Below are 15,385 nucleotides of genomic sequence, written 5' to 3'. Positions count from 1 at the left end.
GGGCTCCAACTGAGGCGCAGTCAAGACCAACTTCGATCCAAACGCATGTCAGACACCTCTTCCACCACTCCAACTCCCAACCCCGCTGCGGCCAACTACCAAAGCACCGAAGACCTGGTGGCCGCCCAAGCCCCGCAGGAGGGTGATGCGTTGGCCCAAGCCCAGGCCGAGCTAGCCACCTTGCAAGCCAAGAGCAGCGACTTGGCCGACCAGTTTCTGCGCGCCAAGGCTGAGGCCGAAAACGCCCGCCGCCGCGCTGAAGACGAAATCGCCAAGGCCCGCAAATTTGCCGTGGAGTCGTTTGCCGAGAGCCTGCTGCCCGTGGCCGACAGCCTGGAAGCTGGTTTGGTGATCAAGGACGCCACGCCCGAGCAAATCCGCGAAGGCGCCCAGGCCACCCTGCGCCAGCTGGTCGCCGCCTTGGAGCGCAACAAGGTGATTGCCATTGCCCCCGCTGCCGGTACCAAATTTGACCCACACCAGCATCAGGCCATCAGCGTGGTGCCTGCTGAGCAGGAAGCCAACACCGTGGTGAGCGTGCTGCAAAAGGGCTATTCGATCGCTGACCGCGTGCTGCGCCCGGCGTTGGTCACGGTGACCGCTGCGAAATAAATAAAGCAAGCGCCCTAAAAAATAACACTTTGAGCGCTGTGGGCTCTTGAAATGAAAAAAGTAACCCACACGTTATCCACATCTGAATTTTTAAGTTAGCAGGAGTAAATCATGGGAAGAATCATCGGCATTGACTTGGGCACCACCAACAGCTGCGTTGCCATCATGGAAGGCAACACCGCCAAAGTGATCGAAAACGCGGAAGGTGCACGCACCACGCCTTCCATCATTGCGTACCAGGAAGACGGCGAAGTACTGGTGGGCGCATCCGCCAAGCGCCAGTCGGTGACCAACCCCAAGAACACGCTGTACGCGGTCAAACGCCTGATCGGTCGCAAGTTTTCTGAGAAAGAAGTGCAGAAGGACATCGACCTGATGCCCTACACCATCGCTGCGGCCGACAACGGCGACGCCTGGGTGGAAGTGCGCGGCAACCGCATGGCGCCCCAGCAGGTCAGCGCCGACATTCTTCGCAAGATGAAGAAGACCGCTGAAGACTACCTGGGCGAGGAAGTGACCGACGCGGTGATCACCGTGCCCGCCTACTTCAACGATGCTCAACGCCAAGCCACCAAGGATGCTGGCCGCATTGCCGGTCTGGACGTCAAGCGCATCATCAACGAACCCACCGCTGCGGCACTGGCGTTTGGCCTGGACAAGAACGAAAAGGGCGACCGCAAGATCGCCGTGTACGACTTGGGCGGCGGCACATTTGACGTGTCCATCATTGAAATCGCTGACGTCGACGGTGAAAAGCAATTCGAAGTGCTGTCCACCAACGGCGACACCTTCCTGGGCGGCGAAGATTTCGACCAGCGCGTGATCGACTTCATCATCACCGAGTTCAAGAAGGAACAAGGCGTCGACCTGTCCAAGGACGTGCTGGCCCTGCAACGCCTGAAAGAAGCCGCTGAAAAGGCCAAGATCGAACTCTCCAGCAGCTCGCAAACCGACATCAACCTGCCTTACATCACGGCAGACGCGTCCGGTCCCAAGCACCTGAATATCAAGCTGACCCGCTCCAAGCTGGAAGCCCTGGTGGAAGAGCTGATCGAGCGCACCATTGCGCCCATCCGCACCGCCCTGAAAGACGCGGGTGTCACCGCGGCTGACATCCATGACGTGATCTTGGTCGGCGGCATGACCCGCATGCCCAAGGTGCAAGAGAAGGTCAAGGAACTGTTCGGCAAGGAACCCCGCAAGGATGTGAACCCTGACGAAGCCGTGGCCGTAGGCGCCGCGATTCAAGGTCAGGTGCTCTCCGGCGACCGCAAGGACGTGCTGCTGTTGGACGTGACGCCTCTGTCGTTGGGTATTGAAACCCTGGGCGGCGTGATGACCAAGATGATCACCAAGAACACGACCATCCCCACCAAGTTTGCGCAGACCTTCTCGACTGCCGAAGACAACCAACCGGCTGTGACGATCAAGGTGTTCCAGGGCGAACGCGAAATTGCCGCCGTGAACAAGATGCTGGGCGAGTTCAACCTGGAAGGCATTCCACCCTCGGCCCGCGGCACACCGCAAATTGAAGTGTCGTTTGACATTGACGCCAACGGCATCTTGCATGTGGGCGCCAAGGACAAGGGCACGGGCAAGGAAAACAAGATCACCATCAAGGCCAACTCCGGTTTGTCCGAAGCTGAAATCCAGCAAATGGTGAAAGACGCCGAGCTGAACGCTGCCGATGACAAGAAGAAGCTGGAACTGGTGCAGGCCAAGAACGAAGCCGATGCCAATGTGCACAGCGTCAAGAAGAGCCTGGCCGAATACGGCGACAAGCTCGAAGCTGGCGAAAAGGAAAAGATTGAAGCCGCCATCAAGGACCTGGAAGACACCTTGAAGCAGGATGACAAGGACGCGATCAAGGCCAAGAGCGAAGCGCTGATGGCGGCCAGCCAGAAGCTGGGCGAAAAGATGTACGCCGACATGCAGGCCAAACAGGCCGCTGAAGGTGGCGAGCAAGCGGCTCCCGAACAAGGCGCACAGGCATCCTCCAAGCCCACGAACGACGACAACGTGGTGGACGCGGAAGTCAAGGAAGTCAAAAAAGGCTGATTGCGCGGACACGCGCAGCTGAAAGATGCCGCGTTGAACGCCAGCTGGGGTTCAACGCGGCTTTTCTGTTGTAAACGGGCACAGAGATACACATGGCCAAACGAGACTATTACGAAATCCTGGGTGTTGCCAAAAACGCGTCCGAGGATGAGATCAAAAAGGCCTATCGCAAGCTGGCGATGAAGCACCACCCTGACCGCAACCAGGGAGACAGCGCCAAGGTCGCAGAAGAAAAATTCAAGGAAGGCAAAGAGGCCTACGAGATGTTGTCGGACGCGCAAAAGCGCGCGGCCTACGACCAGTACGGCCATGCCGGTGTGGACCCCAACCGCGGTGGCGGCGGGGGTGGAGAAGGTTACGGCGGTTTTGCCGAAGCCTTTGGCGACATCTTTGGTGACATGTTTGGCCAGCAGCGTGGCCGGGCCGGCGGCGGACGCCAGGTCTACCGCGGCAGCGATTTGAGCTACGCCATGGAGGTGACGCTGGAAGAAGCGGCCCGTGGCAAGGACGCACAAATCCGCATCCCCAGTTGGGACGCCTGCGACACCTGCAAAGGCAGCGGAGCCAAGCCAGGCACCCAGGTCAAGACCTGCGGCACCTGCAATGGCGCGGGCTCGGTGCAGATGCGCCAGGGCTTCTTCAGCGTGCAGCAAACCTGCCCCACCTGCCGCGGCAATGGCAAGGTGATTCCCGAGCCCTGCATTGCCTGCAGCGGCCAAGGCAAGATCAAGCGCCAGAAGACGCTGGAAGTCAAAATCCCCGCCGGTATCGATGGCGGTATGCGCATCCGCAGCGCGGGCAATGGAGAACCCGGCACCAATGGTGGCCCGCCCGGAGACCTCTACATCGAGATCCGGCTGAAGAAGCACGACATCTTTGAGCGCGATGGTGATGACCTGCATTGCTCGGTGCCCATCAGCATCGTGACGGCTTCGTTGGGTGGTGAGATTGATGTGCCCACGCTGGCTGGCAAGGCTGCCATCGACATTCCCGAAGGCACGCAGACCGGTAAGCAGTTCCGCCTGCGCGGCAAGGGTATCAAGGGCGTGCGCTCCAGCTACCCCGGCGATTTGTATTGCCACATTGCAGTGGAGACGCCGGTCAAGCTCAGCGAACACCAGCGCAAGCTGCTCAAGGAGCTCGACGAGTCCTTCAAAAAAGGCGGTAGTAAGCATTCCCCCTCGGGTGACAGCTGGACCGACCGTTTGAAGAGCTTCTTCAGCTAATGCCTGCCAGGCACTGAGGCGAGCCATCGCCCAAGCAGCCGCCATACCTGTACGGGTGTGGCGGCTTTTTCATGGTCCCCAAGGCACAATTGCACCATGCCCTCCCCCCGCTACCTCACTGCCGCGTTCTACAAATTCGTCGACCTGCCCGACTACGCCGAGCGCAAACCGGCACTACTGGCCTTCTGTGAAGCGCGTAACGTCAAAGGCCTGATCCTGCTGGCGCGTGAAGGTATCAACAGCACCATCGCCGGTGCGCCCGACGACGTGCATGCGGTGCTGGCCCATCTGCGCGCCGACCCGCTGCTGGCCGATCTGCAGCACAAGGAATCGTTTGCCGAGAAGGCCCCGTTCTACCGCATGAAAGTGCGCCTGAAAAAGGAAATTGTCACCATGCAGGTGGATGGCATCAGTCCCACGCACATGGCGGGCACCTACGTCAAACCCGAGGACTGGAACGCACTGATCTCCGACCCCGAGGTGGTGGTGGTGGATACGCGCAATGACTATGAGGTGGAGATAGGTACCTTTGCGGGTGCCATCAATCCGCACATCAAGACATTTGCAGAACTGCCCCAGTGGGTGCAGCAATCGGAACAACTGACAGCCACTGGTGGAAAAAAGCCCAAGGTCGCGATGTTTTGCACGGGCGGCATCCGCTGCGAGAAATCCACTGCGTACATGCGGGCACAGGGCTATGGCGAGGTCTACCACCTGGAAGGCGGCATCCTCAAATACCTGGAGACCGTCGCACCCGAGAACAGCCTGTGGCAAGGCGAGTGCTTTGTGTTCGACGAACGCGTCTCGGTCGGTCATGGCCTGGTGCCCGGCCACCACGGTCTGTGCCGCGCCTGCCGCCAACCACTGGAAGACGGCGCCACGGCATCTCCCTTGTACGAGGCCGGCGTGAGCTGCCCGCGCTGCCATGCGCACACCAGCGACGTCCAGAAAAACAGCGCCCGCGAACGCCAGCGTCAGTGGGAACTTGCCAAGGCGCGCCAGCAGGTACACATCGGTGCGGTCTTGCCCAAGCCAGTGACCGGCTGAGGTTGGCATGTCGCTGCCAGTGCTGTATTCGTTCCGGCGCTGCCCCTATGCCATGCGCGCCCGCATGGCCGTGGCAGTAAGCCAGCAGGTGTGCGAACTGCGCGAAGTCGTGCTCGCCCACAAACCAGACGCGTTGCTGCAGGCATCGCCCAAAGGCACAGTGCCAGTGCTAGTGCTGGCCGATGGCACGGTGATCGACCAGAGCCTGGACATCATGCTCTGGGCCTTGCAACGGAATGACCCCGAACACTGGCGGCCCACCACAGAGGCGGCGTGGGAGCGCACGCGCAGCTGGATTGCCGAGAACGATGGGCCGTTTAAGCAGGCGCTGGACCGTTACAAATACCCGCACCGCTATGCCCTGGCCGATGGCCTGACGCACCGGACCGAAGGTGCGGTGTTTCTGCAGGCGCTGGACGCGGTGTTGCGTACCCAGCTCTATCTGGCGGGCCCGCAATTCGGGCTGGCCGATGCCGCGCTGGCCCCCTTTGTGCGCCAGTTCGCCCACACCGACGCCCTGTGGTTTTCGCAGCAGCCCTGGCAGGGACTGCAGAAATGGTTGGCGCGGTTCGAGCAATCCCCCCCCTACCTGCGCGTCATGGGCAAGGTACCTGCTTGGAAACCCGGGCAAGCAACTGTGACTTTTCCAACCATTTGACGGAAATTTACAACTCGTTACGAGAAATTGTGTATCAAGCGGGTAAATCTGGGTGCCCGGTCATCGCAGGGACTACGGATGGGCCATGGTCCATGCGATCATTCCGAATCACAAATTCAGTCGATGGACGAGCGGTTCGCAGGCCCCCAGAGGTCGCGTCACCTTTCAGCGGTACATGAGCGCATTTCAGCCTTTTTCAGCCAGCAATAGCACCCCCGAGTCGCGCGCACAGGCGTTGCGGTTGGTGCGCGCGATGATGGGCAAAACGCTGGGGTATTTTGAAGACCGCGAAGACGCCCAGATCAAACAACTGCGGACCCACCTGCTGGATCTGGCCGACAGCAAGCTGCCCTTGCTGCAATCGCAAAACCTGCGTACCGCGGCCATGCTGCTGGACCGCCAATCGGCAGCCTTCAACCGCCTCTACCGCGACGCCCTGCAGCAAATCCTGAACGAGGAAGTGCGGGCCGTCTGGCCCGAGATGGAAAAACTGGGCGCCAAACCCGTGCCACTGACCGACCACGCGCTGGATGGCATGACCCTGAGCCTCATCGACTTGGACGAGGTGCACCGTATTCTGCTGCTGGACCGCGTGGCCCAGCAGTTCAATAACCACTATGACGCCACCCTTGCCCCGCTGACGCAAAAGTTGGGCGCCTTGTTTGGCATTGAATCCCCTTCTGTATCGACCAACCCCTTCCGCCCAGAGATCCTGCTCCGCGCCTTCATGATCGCTTGGGAAAAAGGCGAGTTCGACCCCCAAGCGACCGAGCATTTGGTGCAAGCACTGGAGCCCGCGCACACCATCAACCTGGCACCGCTGTACACCGACCTTGGCGCCACGCTGGCGCAGGCCGGCATCCAGGCGCAGACGGTGCACCGCATCCGTAAATCGGTGTCGTCGACCTACGCACCGCTGACCGGTTCTGCGCCGCTCAGCGAATCGGGTGCCCAAAGCAGCCAGGCCCCTCTGCAATCGGCTCCTGCCCCTTTGAGCGGTGGCAACAACGGCGGTGCGCCATCGTCCCCTGCAGCCTTTGCCCCCGAACCCGCCCGCAGTGCCTGGAGTGCGCTCGCCCCTGCGGGCCAGCACATTGCCACCCAGGTCAAAGCCTTTTTGCAACGCTTGGGCGTAGGGTCCACGGCCGCCGCCCCCCAAGGCCCAGGTGCTGCAGCAGGCCCAGCCGGTCGTGGCCCCGTCGCCTATGGCGGCGGTAGCGGCATGGGTGGTGGAGGCATGCAACCAGGTGCGTCCGAAGACTTTGATGGCAGCACCCAGGGCCAGCAATACGACTACGTTCCCGGCCAGTACAGCGGTGGTGCCCCAGCCGACCCGGCGCTGCTCAATTACCTGGGGCAGATGCAAGCTGGCGCGGGCATGGGCCAGACGTCCTCACGCTTCCAGTTTTTGCAGCCGCAAGAAGACGGCCCAGGCCACCACAATGTGCTGCGCCAGATCCGCGAGCAAGAAGAAATTCGCCAAGCCCCCGAGCTGGACCGCGGCACCGTGGACGCGCTGGCCGAGGTGTTCGACTACGTGTTCGCCGACCAAGCCATTCCCTCGCAAATGAAGGTGGTCATTGGCCGGTTGCAGATTCCGGTGCTGCGCGCGGCCATGATGGACCGTGACTTTTTCCTGAGCAGTGAGCACCCTGCACGCAAGCTGGTGGACACCCTGGCCTCATCGTCCGTCGCCTGGACTCCTGAAAAGGGCGAGGAAGATCCGCTCTACGTGCGCATCGAACACACTGTCCAGCGTGTACTCAGCGAGTTTGACGAAGACCTCACGCTGTTCAGCCTGCTGCTGGCCGAGTTCACCGAGTTTCTGTTTGAGAGCGAACAACAGGCACAGGAACAGATTGAGCCAGTCGCCGAAGCGCAGCGTGACCAGGAAGCGCTGAATGCCGCACTGGCCCATGCCGACGAGATCGTGCACGCCCGCATCAGCGCCCTGCCCGACAGCCTGCCGCTGGTGCCCTTCCTCAAGCCCTTTCTGACGACCGAGTGGCGCCAGGTGATTGCTGCGGCCTGGATGCTGGAAGACAGCGAACCCGGCCGCTGGAATGCCGCGCTGCAGACCATGGACCAGTTGATCTGGAGCACCCAGCCGAAGACTACGTCCGAAGAGCGCAAGGAACTGGTCGCCGTGCTGCCGGAGCTGGTGCGCATCCTGAATGTGGAGCTCGACGCCATCGCCTGGTACGGCGACCCGCGCGCCACCTTCACACGGAGACTGATCGGCACCCACATGCTGGCCATCCGCATGAAGGCGCCGCCCCCTATCGACACGCAAAGCGCAGCACTGGAAGAAAGCGCGGGCGACGCCGCGATGGAAGCCCTGGACCAACGGCGCGCCACACAGCTCACGGTGCAGGCCCCGTCGGCCATGGACGATTTTGATGCCAGCGCCCAACTGCTGACGCGTGGCGTCTGGTTTGAAGTGGCCGAGCCCGACGCCACGCCGCACCGCTGCCGCCTAAGCTGGGTCAGCCCCATGCGCACGCGCTTTTTGTTCACCAACCGCGAGGGCTTCGACGCCTTTGTGCGGTCTGAGCGCGAAGTGGCCAACATGCTGCGCCTGGGTCACCTGCAGCTGCTGGACCAGGCACCGATTGTGGAACGCGCGCTGAACCAGCTGATGGGTGGCAACGAGGAAGAGTTGCGCCTGCAGGCTTGAAGAGGCCCAGGCGCTCTCAAAAGAATAGCGCCCCGCGCAGATTGCACGGGGGCTAAAAGCCTAGATCTCTTAAATCTACGCGTAATTGCGAGCCAACAGCTCGGCCTTGGCGGCAGCGTATTCCCGCTTGAGCTGTGCCACGTACTCGCCCGCAGGCTGCACCTTGGTCACGGCGCCAATGCCCTGGCCGCAGCCCCAGATGTCTTTCCAGGCCTTGGCCGAAGCGCCGCCAAAGTTCATCTTGCTGGGGTCGCTCTCCGGCAGGTTGGCCGGGTCTAGGCCCGCAGCGCGAATGCTGGGCGCCAGGTAGTTGCCGTGCACGCCGGTGAACAGGTTGCTGTAGACAATCTCGTCAGAGTCGTGGGCCACGATGGCGTCCTTGTACTCCTGCGCGGCGCGCGCTTCTTCGGTGGCGATGAAGGCCGAGCCAATGTAGGCGAAGTCCGCACCCATGGCCTGTGCCGACAGCACCGCAGCACCGGTGGAGATGGCGCCGCTCAGCGCAATGGGGCCGTCAAACCACTGGCGAATTTCCTGGATCAGCGCAAACGGACTCTTCACACCCGCGTGGCCACCGGCACCCGCCGCCACGGCGATCAGGCCGTCGGCACCCTTCTCGATCGCCTTGTGGGCGTGCTTGTTGTTGATGATGTCGTGCAGCACCACACCGCCGTAGCTGTGGGCCGCAGCATTGATTTCCTCACGCGCCCCCAGGCTGGTGATGATGATGGGCACCTTGTACTTCACGCACAGCGCCATGTCGTGCTCCAGGCGATCATTGCTCTTGTGCACGATCTGGTTGATGGCGAACGGTGCAGCGGGCTTGTCCGGGTGGGCCGCGTTGTAGGCGGCCAGGGTTTCGGTGATTTCCTTGAGCCACTCTTCCAGCAGCTCCGCCGGGCGCGCGTTGAGCGCGGGCATGGAACCCACCACACCGGCAATGCACTGGGCAATGACGAGCTTGGGGTTGCTGATGATGAACAGCGGCGAGCCGATGACTGGGAAAGGCAGTGCGTTCAGGGGTGCGGGCAGTTTGGACATGGTCAGAAAGCCTCCAGGGCCAATGCGGTCACGCTGTCGGCACCTTCCACAATACTGTCGCGCAGGCCACCGGCCTTGCTCAGCAGGTGGTCGGCGTAGAAGCGTGCCGTGGTGGTCTTGGCTTGCATAAAGGGCACGTCGGTCCCCGCAGCAATTTGCTTCTCGGCCACCAGCAACGCACGCGCCAGCTGCCAGCCCGCCATCAGGTTGCCAGCCAGCATTAGGTAGGGCACGCTGCCTGCAAACACCGCGTTCGGGCTGGCTTTGGTGTTACCCGCCACAAACTCCACCACGTCAATGAAGGCCAGGCGCGCAGCCTTTAGGCGCTTGGCCACGGCCAGCGCGTGGGCCGAGCCACTGGCGGCCAGTTCAGCCTCCGTAGTCTCAATCTGCGCGGCAATGCCCTTGGCCGTTTGGCCACCGTCGCGCGAGGTCTTGCGGCCCACCAGGTCATTGGCCTGGATGGCCGTCGTGCCTTCGTAGATCGTCAGGATCTTGGCGTCGCGGTAGTACTGGGCTGCGCCGGTTTCTTCGATAAAGCCCATGCCACCGTGCACCTGCACGCCCAGGCTGGTGACTTCCAGACTCATCTCGGTGCTGTAGCCCTTGATCAACGGCACCATGTATTCGTAAAAGGCCTGGTTCTGCTTGCGCGTGTCGGCATCGGGGTGGTGGTGGGCCGCGTCATAGGCGCTGGCGCCCACGCTGGCCAGGGCGCGGCAGCCTTCAGTGTAGGCACGCATGGTCATCAGCATGCGCTTCACATCGGGGTGGTGAATGATGGGCGCGCTGGCGGCAATAGAACCATCCACGGGGCGGCTTTGCACGCGGTCCTTGGAGAACTGCACGGCCTTTTGGTAGGCACGCTCGGCAATCGCAATGCCCTGCACGCCTACACCATAGCGGGCGGCGTTCATCATGATGAACATGTACTCCAGGCCACGGTTTTCCTGGCCCACGAGGTAACCAATGGCGCCACCGTGGTCGCCGTACTGCAGCACTGCGGTCGGGCTGGCCTTGATGCCCATCTTGTGTTCGATGGAGACACAGTGCACATCATTGCGCGCACCCAGGCTGCCATCTTTGTTGACCATGAACTTCGGGCAAACAAACAGGCTGATGCCCTTCACACCCTCGGGCGCACCGGTCACGCGGGCCAGCACCAGATGGACGATGTTCTCGGCCATGTCGTGCTCACCCCAGGTGATGAAAATCTTGGTGCCAAATACCTTGTAGCTTCCGTCGGCCTGCGGCTCGGCGCGGCTGCGCACCATGGCCAGGTCGGAGCCCGCCTGGGGTTCGGTCAGGTTCATGGTGCCGGTCCATTTGCCGCTCACCAGGTTTTCCAGATACGTGGCTTTGAGTTCGTTGGAACCCGCCGTCAGCAGCGCTTCAATCGCGCCGTCGCTCAGCAGCGGGCACAGCGCAAAGCTCATGTTGGCGCTGTTGACCATCTCGCCACAGGCGGCGCCAATGGTCTTGGGCAGGCCCTGGCCGCCGAAGTCGGTCGGGTGCTGCAGGCCTTGCCAGCCGCCGTCGGTGAATTGCTTGAAGGCTTCCTTGAACCCTGGGGTGGCGGTAACCACACCGTCTTTCCAGCTCGACGGGTTCTTGTCGCCTTCCCAGTTCAGCGGGGCCAACACGCCTTCGGTGAACTTGGCGGACTCTTCCAACACGGCCTGGGCCGTGTCCAGGCCGGCGTCTTCAAAACCAGGGAGTTGGGCGATCTGTTCGATGTTGGCCAGGTGTTCGATGTTGAACAGCATGTCCTTGACGGGGGCGACGTAGCTCATGGAAGTCTCCAAAAATTCTTGTTACAGGCGGGGTACGTTGGCATGCAGACCAAAAAAAAGGGCACCGCGCGCGATGCCCTTTTTCACACTGGCATCAAAGCGCCGCAATCAGTTCGGGCACCGCCACGAACAGATCAGCTTCCAGACCAAAGTCGGCCACGCTGAAGATCGGTGCTTCGGGGTCCTTGTTAATCGCCACGATGACCTTGCTGTCCTTCATGCCGGCCAAGTGCTGGATGGCACCGCTGATACCGCAGGCCACATACAGCTGGGGTGCCACGATCTTGCCCGTCTGGCCCACTTGCCAGTCGTTGGGCGCGTAGCCCGCGTCCACCGCAGCGCGCGAGGCGCCCAGTGCAGCACCCAGCTTGTCGGCCAGAGGCGTCATGACTTCCATGAACTTTTCGCTGGAACCCAAGGCGCGTCCACCGGACACGATGATCTTGGCAGCGGTCAGCTCAGGGCGGTCGTTCTTGGCGATCTCGGAGCCCACAAACGTGACGTTGGCGTTGGTCGCGGCAGCGGCCACGGTTTCCACGGCGGCGGAGCCACCGGTGGCAGCAGCGGGGTCAAAGCCGGTGGTGCGCACGGTCAACACCTTCACGGCATCCGTGGCTTGCACGGTGGCGATGGCGTTGCCGGCGTAGATGGGGCGCTCGAACGTGTCGGCGCTGATGACCTTGGTGATGTCGGACACCTGGCCCACATCCAGCTTGGCAGCCACGCGGGGGGCGATGTTCTTGCCCGAAGCAGTAGCGGGGAACACGATGTGGCTGTAGGCAGAGGCGATGGCCAACACCTGGGCGGCCACGTTTTCGGCCAAGCCGTGTTCAAAAGAGACGCTGTCAGCGTGGATGACCTTGGACACACCGGCGATTTGCGCGGCAGCCGCAGCGGCGGCACCGGCGTTGTGGCCAGCCACCAGCACGTGCACATCACCACCGGCCTGGGCGGCGGCGGTCACGGTGTTCAGGGTGGCACCCTTGATGGATGCGTTGTCGTGTTCGGCGATTACGAGTGCGGTCATGGTCAGATTACCTTTGCAACGTTCTTCAGTTTGTCCACCAGCGTGGCAACATCGGGCACCTTGATACCGGCGCTGCGCTTGGCCGGCTCGGCCACCGACAGGGTCTTGATGCGGGGAGTCACGTCCACACCCAGGTCTTCAGGCTTGAAGACATCCAGCTGCTTCTTCTTGGCCTTCATGATGTTGGGCAAGGTCACATAGCGGGGCTCGTTGAGGCGCAGGTCGGTGGTGATGATGGCAGGCAGGGTCACGGCCAGGGTTTCCAGGCCACCGTCCACTTCACGCGTGACGTTGGCTTTGCCGTCGGCCACTTCCACCTTGGAGGCGAAGGTGGCTTGGGGCAGATCAGCCAGCGCTGCCAGCATCTGGCCGGTCTGGTTGCAATCGTCGTCAATGGCTTGCTTGCCCAGGATCACGAGGCCGGGTTGCTCTTTGTCGATCAGGGCCTTGAGCAGCTTGGCCACGGCCAGGGGCTGCAGCTCCTCAGAAGTTTCCACCAAGATGCCGCGGTCGGCGCCGATGGCCATGGCGGTACGCAGGGTTTCCTGGCACTGGGCCACACCGCAGGACACAGCAATCACCTCGGTGACCACACCCTTTTCCTTCAAACGTACGGCTTCTTCCACCGCAATTTCGTCAAAGGGGTTCATGCTCATCTTGACGTTGGCGATGTCTACACCCGTGCCGTCCGACTTCACTCGAACTTTCACGTTGTAGTCCACCACACGTTTGACGGGTACCAGGACTTTCATTGCTGCCACTCCAGAGGTTAAAAATGGGTCTGTTTAGTTGACGTGCACGTCAATCAGTCGATTCTATGCGGGACGGCCTTGCGGCCCCGACTATCGTCTGCGCCCCGCCATCATAAACACAAAATAGAACGATCGTGCTTTTTTATGATTATAGCGGCGCGCGGCGCGCCTTCTGGCGCTTTGGCGACTTAACTTAGAGGCAGCTCATCAAAACTCAGGGGGCCGTGCGCGTATGCACCACGCGCTGCGGGTAGGGAATGTCGATGCCATGCGTGCGCAGGGCGCGCAGGATGGCCAAGTTGATGTCCGAGCGCAGATTGCCCTGGCCGTTTTCCAGATCATTGATCCAATAGCCCACGGTGAATTCCAGCCCGTCCGCGCCAAAGTTGGCCAGGCTGATGGACGGTGCGGGTTCATGCAGTACGCGGGGCTGGCTCAGCGCGGCCTCCAGCAGCAGGGCCATCACCTGCTCCACATTGCTCTCGTAGCCCACGGCCACGTTGATAACCTGGTGCACACGGCTGTCGGCCAGCGACATGTTTTCCACGCGCTGGGTAATCAGCATCTCGTTGGGCACAATGGACTCGCGCCCGGTCTGTGAGCGGATCACGGTGTAGCGGGCGTTGATCTCGGTGATGGTGCCCTCGAAGTTGTCCACCCGCACCACATCGCCGATGCGCATGCTGCGCTCGGCCAGGATGACAAAGCCGCTCACATAGTTGGCCGCCAGCTTTTGCAGGCCAAAACCAATCCCCACACCCACCGCGCCGCCCAACACTGACAGCGCCGTCAGGTCAATGCCCACGGCCGACAAGGCCAGCATCAGCCCGACAAACATCAGCAGCGCGCGCGCGGCGTTGCTCACCGCCTTGCGCAGCGACAGCTCCCCGCCGGTGGCCGAGCGCAGCAGGCGCGACTCGATACCCGCAGAAATCCAAAGCGTGATGATGAGCACCGCACCCGCGGTGATCAGGCCTTCGATGATGTTGCGTACCGACAGCGTGGTGCCGCCCACCTTCCAGGTGATCTGGTCCAGCTCGTTGAGGATGACCGGCAGCAAGCCACTCACCCACAGCACCATGGCCAGCCAGGCCACCCAGGAAATGGTTTGTTCCAGCGGCTTGACCCAGCGCGATTGGGTAAAGCTCGCCTGCAGCACCTTCACGCCCACGCGAATCACCACCAGCGACATCAGCACCGGGATGGCGATGCGGAACACCGCCACGGGGACAAAGTTGCTTAACAGTTCCAGCGATACATAGCCCAGGCACAGCAGCACCAGCGGGAACAGCACGCCGTCCACCACCCGCTTGCCAAACCAGATGGAGCGCTCTTCCTGCTGCCCCAATGTGCGGCGCAGGGCTGCGACCATGCCCCAGGCCAGTGCCACGCTGAGCGCCAGCGCTAGCAGTTCCACCAGCACGGTGGGCTGGGTGAAGGCCGCGAGCCAGCCCTCAAAATCGTCAATAGGCCGGGGGGTGGGAAGGTGTTTGAGGATGGTCATCACAAATCGGCCAGCACGCGCACGTGGGCTTCCACGCTGCGGGCCAGTGCGTCCAGGTTGTAGCCACCCTCCAGGCAGGAGACGATGCGTCCCTGCGCATGGCGCTCGGCCACGGCCTTGAGCTGTTGGGTGATCCAGGTGTAGTCTTTTTCGACCAGGCCCATTTGGCCCAGGTCGTCGTCGCGGTGCGCGTCAAAGCCCGCGCTGATGAAGATCATCTCGGGTTGGTAGGCCTCCAGCCGTGGCAGCCAATGCTGCTCAATCAGCGCGCGCACCTGTTCGCCCTTGGTGTAGGCCGGCACCGGCACATTCACCAGGTTGCTGGCATGGGAGCGGGCGCCGCCTTCCGGGTAAAACGGATGCTGAAAAAAGCTCACCATCAGGATGCGCTGGTCACCCGCCACGATGTTCTCGGTGCCGTTGCCATGGTGCACATCAAAGTCGACGATGGCCACGCGCTTGAGGCCGTGGCGTTCCAGCGCATAGCGTGCGGCCACGGCCACGTTGTTGAAAAAGCAAAAGCCCATCGCCTTGTCTTTGCAGGCATGGTGGCCTGGTGGGCGAATGGCGCAAAACGCGTTGGCCATTTCACCGGCCAGCACGGCATCGGTCGCGGCCAGCGCAGCACCGGCGGCACGTAACGCGGCGTCCCACGTGTGGACATTGATGCAAGTGTCGGGGTCGATTTGCGCATGGCTGGGGCCACCGGCCGTAATATCCTCGCGCAGCCCATCGGTCAGGCCGCGCAACGAGGCGACGTACATGCGGCCATGGGCCAGTTCGAGGTCGGTGATGGGGGCGTGGGGGGCCTCGCGCTGGTCCAGCGCATCGGCCACACCGGTGATGAGCAAACGGTCTTCAATCGCATCCAGGCGCTCTGGGCATTCCGGGTGCCCGTGGCCCATGTCGTGCTTGCGGCAATCGCGGTGCGAAAAGTATCCGGTCTTGTTCACCAATGCGCTCGGTATTCAGGAATTTCGGGTAACGTCG

General features: G+C 62.0%; 12 protein-coding genes. 6 read left to right on the top strand and 6 right to left on the bottom strand.

Going from position 1 to position 15,385, the window contains the following annotated elements; translation table 11 throughout:
- Positions 1 to 45 precede the first annotated feature (45 nt).
- The 6 genes from grpE to AC097R_RS10190 all read left to right on the top strand — a co-directional run bounded on the left by grpE (position 46) and on the right by AC097R_RS10190 (position 8,278).
- Positions 46 to 612 (top strand): nucleotide exchange factor GrpE, encoded by a 567-nt coding sequence (grpE, locus tag AC097R_RS10215; RefSeq protein ID WP_479597966.1) that lies wholly within the window; start codon positions 46 to 48, stop codon positions 610 to 612.
- Between the two features lie 111 nt (positions 613 to 723).
- The gene (gene dnaK, locus AC097R_RS10210) at positions 724 to 2,670 is read left to right on the top strand and encodes a molecular chaperone DnaK (RefSeq protein WP_479597965.1); all 1,947 of its coding nucleotides are present in this window, start codon (positions 724 to 726) and stop codon (positions 2,668 to 2,670) included.
- Positions 2,671 to 2,762: 92 nt separating this feature from the next.
- Positions 2,763 to 3,896 carry a molecular chaperone DnaJ gene (gene dnaJ / locus AC097R_RS10205; RefSeq protein ID WP_310338276.1) on the top strand — a complete coding sequence of 378 codons (1,134 nt, stop codon included), beginning with the start codon at positions 2,763 to 2,765 and terminating at the stop codon, positions 3,894 to 3,896.
- Between the two features lie 96 nt (positions 3,897 to 3,992).
- Positions 3,993 to 4,943, top strand: coding sequence for an oxygen-dependent tRNA uridine(34) hydroxylase TrhO (gene trhO, locus AC097R_RS10200; protein ID WP_479597964.1), 951 nt, complete (start codon positions 3,993 to 3,995; stop codon positions 4,941 to 4,943).
- 7 nt (positions 4,944 to 4,950) lie between these two features.
- Positions 4,951 to 5,601, top strand: coding sequence for a glutathione S-transferase (locus tag AC097R_RS10195; RefSeq protein ID WP_479597963.1), 651 nt, complete (start codon positions 4,951 to 4,953; stop codon positions 5,599 to 5,601).
- A gap of 175 nt (positions 5,602 to 5,776) precedes the next feature.
- A complete protein-coding gene (locus AC097R_RS10190) occupies positions 5,777 to 8,278 on the top strand; it encodes a DUF1631 family protein (RefSeq protein WP_479597962.1) in 2,502 nt (833 codons plus the stop codon).
- Between the two features lie 75 nt (positions 8,279 to 8,353).
- On the opposite strand, the gene AC097R_RS10185 is transcribed toward AC097R_RS10190, so the two are convergent.
- The 6 genes from AC097R_RS10185 to AC097R_RS10160 form a co-directional block, all read right to left on the bottom strand.
- The gene (locus AC097R_RS10185) at positions 8,354 to 9,319 is read right to left on the bottom strand and encodes an NAD(P)H-dependent flavin oxidoreductase (RefSeq protein WP_479597961.1); all 966 of its coding nucleotides are present in this window, start codon (positions 9,317 to 9,319) and stop codon (positions 8,354 to 8,356) included.
- 2 nt (positions 9,320 to 9,321) lie between these two features.
- Complete coding sequence (locus AC097R_RS10180) at positions 9,322 to 11,112, bottom strand: acyl-CoA dehydrogenase (protein WP_479597960.1); 1,791 nt, start codon at positions 11,110 to 11,112, stop codon at positions 9,322 to 9,324.
- A gap of 94 nt (positions 11,113 to 11,206) precedes the next feature.
- Complete coding sequence (locus AC097R_RS10175) at positions 11,207 to 12,139, bottom strand: electron transfer flavoprotein subunit alpha/FixB family protein (protein ID WP_479597959.1); 933 nt, start codon at positions 12,137 to 12,139, stop codon at positions 11,207 to 11,209.
- Positions 12,140 to 12,141: 2 nt separating this feature from the next.
- On the bottom strand, positions 12,142 to 12,891 hold the full coding sequence (locus tag AC097R_RS10170; protein ID WP_479597958.1) for an electron transfer flavoprotein subunit beta/FixA family protein: 750 nt from the start codon (positions 12,889 to 12,891) through the stop codon (positions 12,142 to 12,144).
- A 214-nt stretch (positions 12,892 to 13,105) separates the two neighbouring features.
- Entirely contained in the window at positions 13,106 to 14,395 is a 1,290-nt protein-coding gene (locus AC097R_RS10165; protein ID WP_479597957.1) for a mechanosensitive ion channel family protein, read from the bottom strand.
- Positions 14,395 to 15,348 (bottom strand): histone deacetylase family protein, encoded by a 954-nt coding sequence (locus tag AC097R_RS10160; protein WP_479597956.1) that lies wholly within the window; start codon positions 15,346 to 15,348, stop codon positions 14,395 to 14,397. The genes AC097R_RS10165 and AC097R_RS10160 overlap by 1 nt, the downstream gene beginning before the upstream one ends.
- Positions 15,349 to 15,385: the final 37 nt, after the last annotated feature.

It is taken from the genome of Rhodoferax sp. ZS1R25 (assembly GCF_056521335.1).
This window is presented reverse-complemented; position numbering and strand designations above follow the sequence as displayed.

Excerpts from the sequence above, each read along its gene's own strand:
- trhO (WP_479597964.1), top strand. The coding sequence starts at position 3,993 with ATGCCCTCCCCCCGCTACCTCACTGCCGCGTTCTACAAATTCGTCGAC.
- grpE (WP_479597966.1), top strand. The coding sequence starts at position 46 with ATGTCAGACACCTCTTCCACCACTCCAACTCCCAACCCCGCTGCGGCC.
- AC097R_RS10170 (WP_479597958.1), bottom strand. The coding sequence starts at position 12,891 with ATGAAAGTCCTGGTACCCGTCAAACGTGTGGTGGACTACAACGTGAAA.
- AC097R_RS10180 (WP_479597960.1), bottom strand. The coding sequence starts at position 11,112 with ATGAGCTACGTCGCCCCCGTCAAGGACATGCTGTTCAACATCGAACAC.
- AC097R_RS10165 (WP_479597957.1), bottom strand. The coding sequence starts at position 14,395 with ATGACCATCCTCAAACACCTTCCCACCCCCCGGCCTATTGACGATTTT.
- AC097R_RS10195 (WP_479597963.1), top strand. The coding sequence starts at position 4,951 with ATGTCGCTGCCAGTGCTGTATTCGTTCCGGCGCTGCCCCTATGCCATG.
- dnaJ (WP_310338276.1), top strand. The coding sequence starts at position 2,763 with ATGGCCAAACGAGACTATTACGAAATCCTGGGTGTTGCCAAAAACGCG.
- AC097R_RS10185 (WP_479597961.1), bottom strand. The coding sequence starts at position 9,319 with ATGTCCAAACTGCCCGCACCCCTGAACGCACTGCCTTTCCCAGTCATC.
- AC097R_RS10175 (WP_479597959.1), bottom strand. The coding sequence starts at position 12,139 with ATGACCGCACTCGTAATCGCCGAACACGACAACGCATCCATCAAGGGT.
- dnaK (WP_479597965.1), top strand. The coding sequence starts at position 724 with ATGGGAAGAATCATCGGCATTGACTTGGGCACCACCAACAGCTGCGTT.
- AC097R_RS10190 (WP_479597962.1), top strand. The coding sequence starts at position 5,777 with ATGAGCGCATTTCAGCCTTTTTCAGCCAGCAATAGCACCCCCGAGTCG.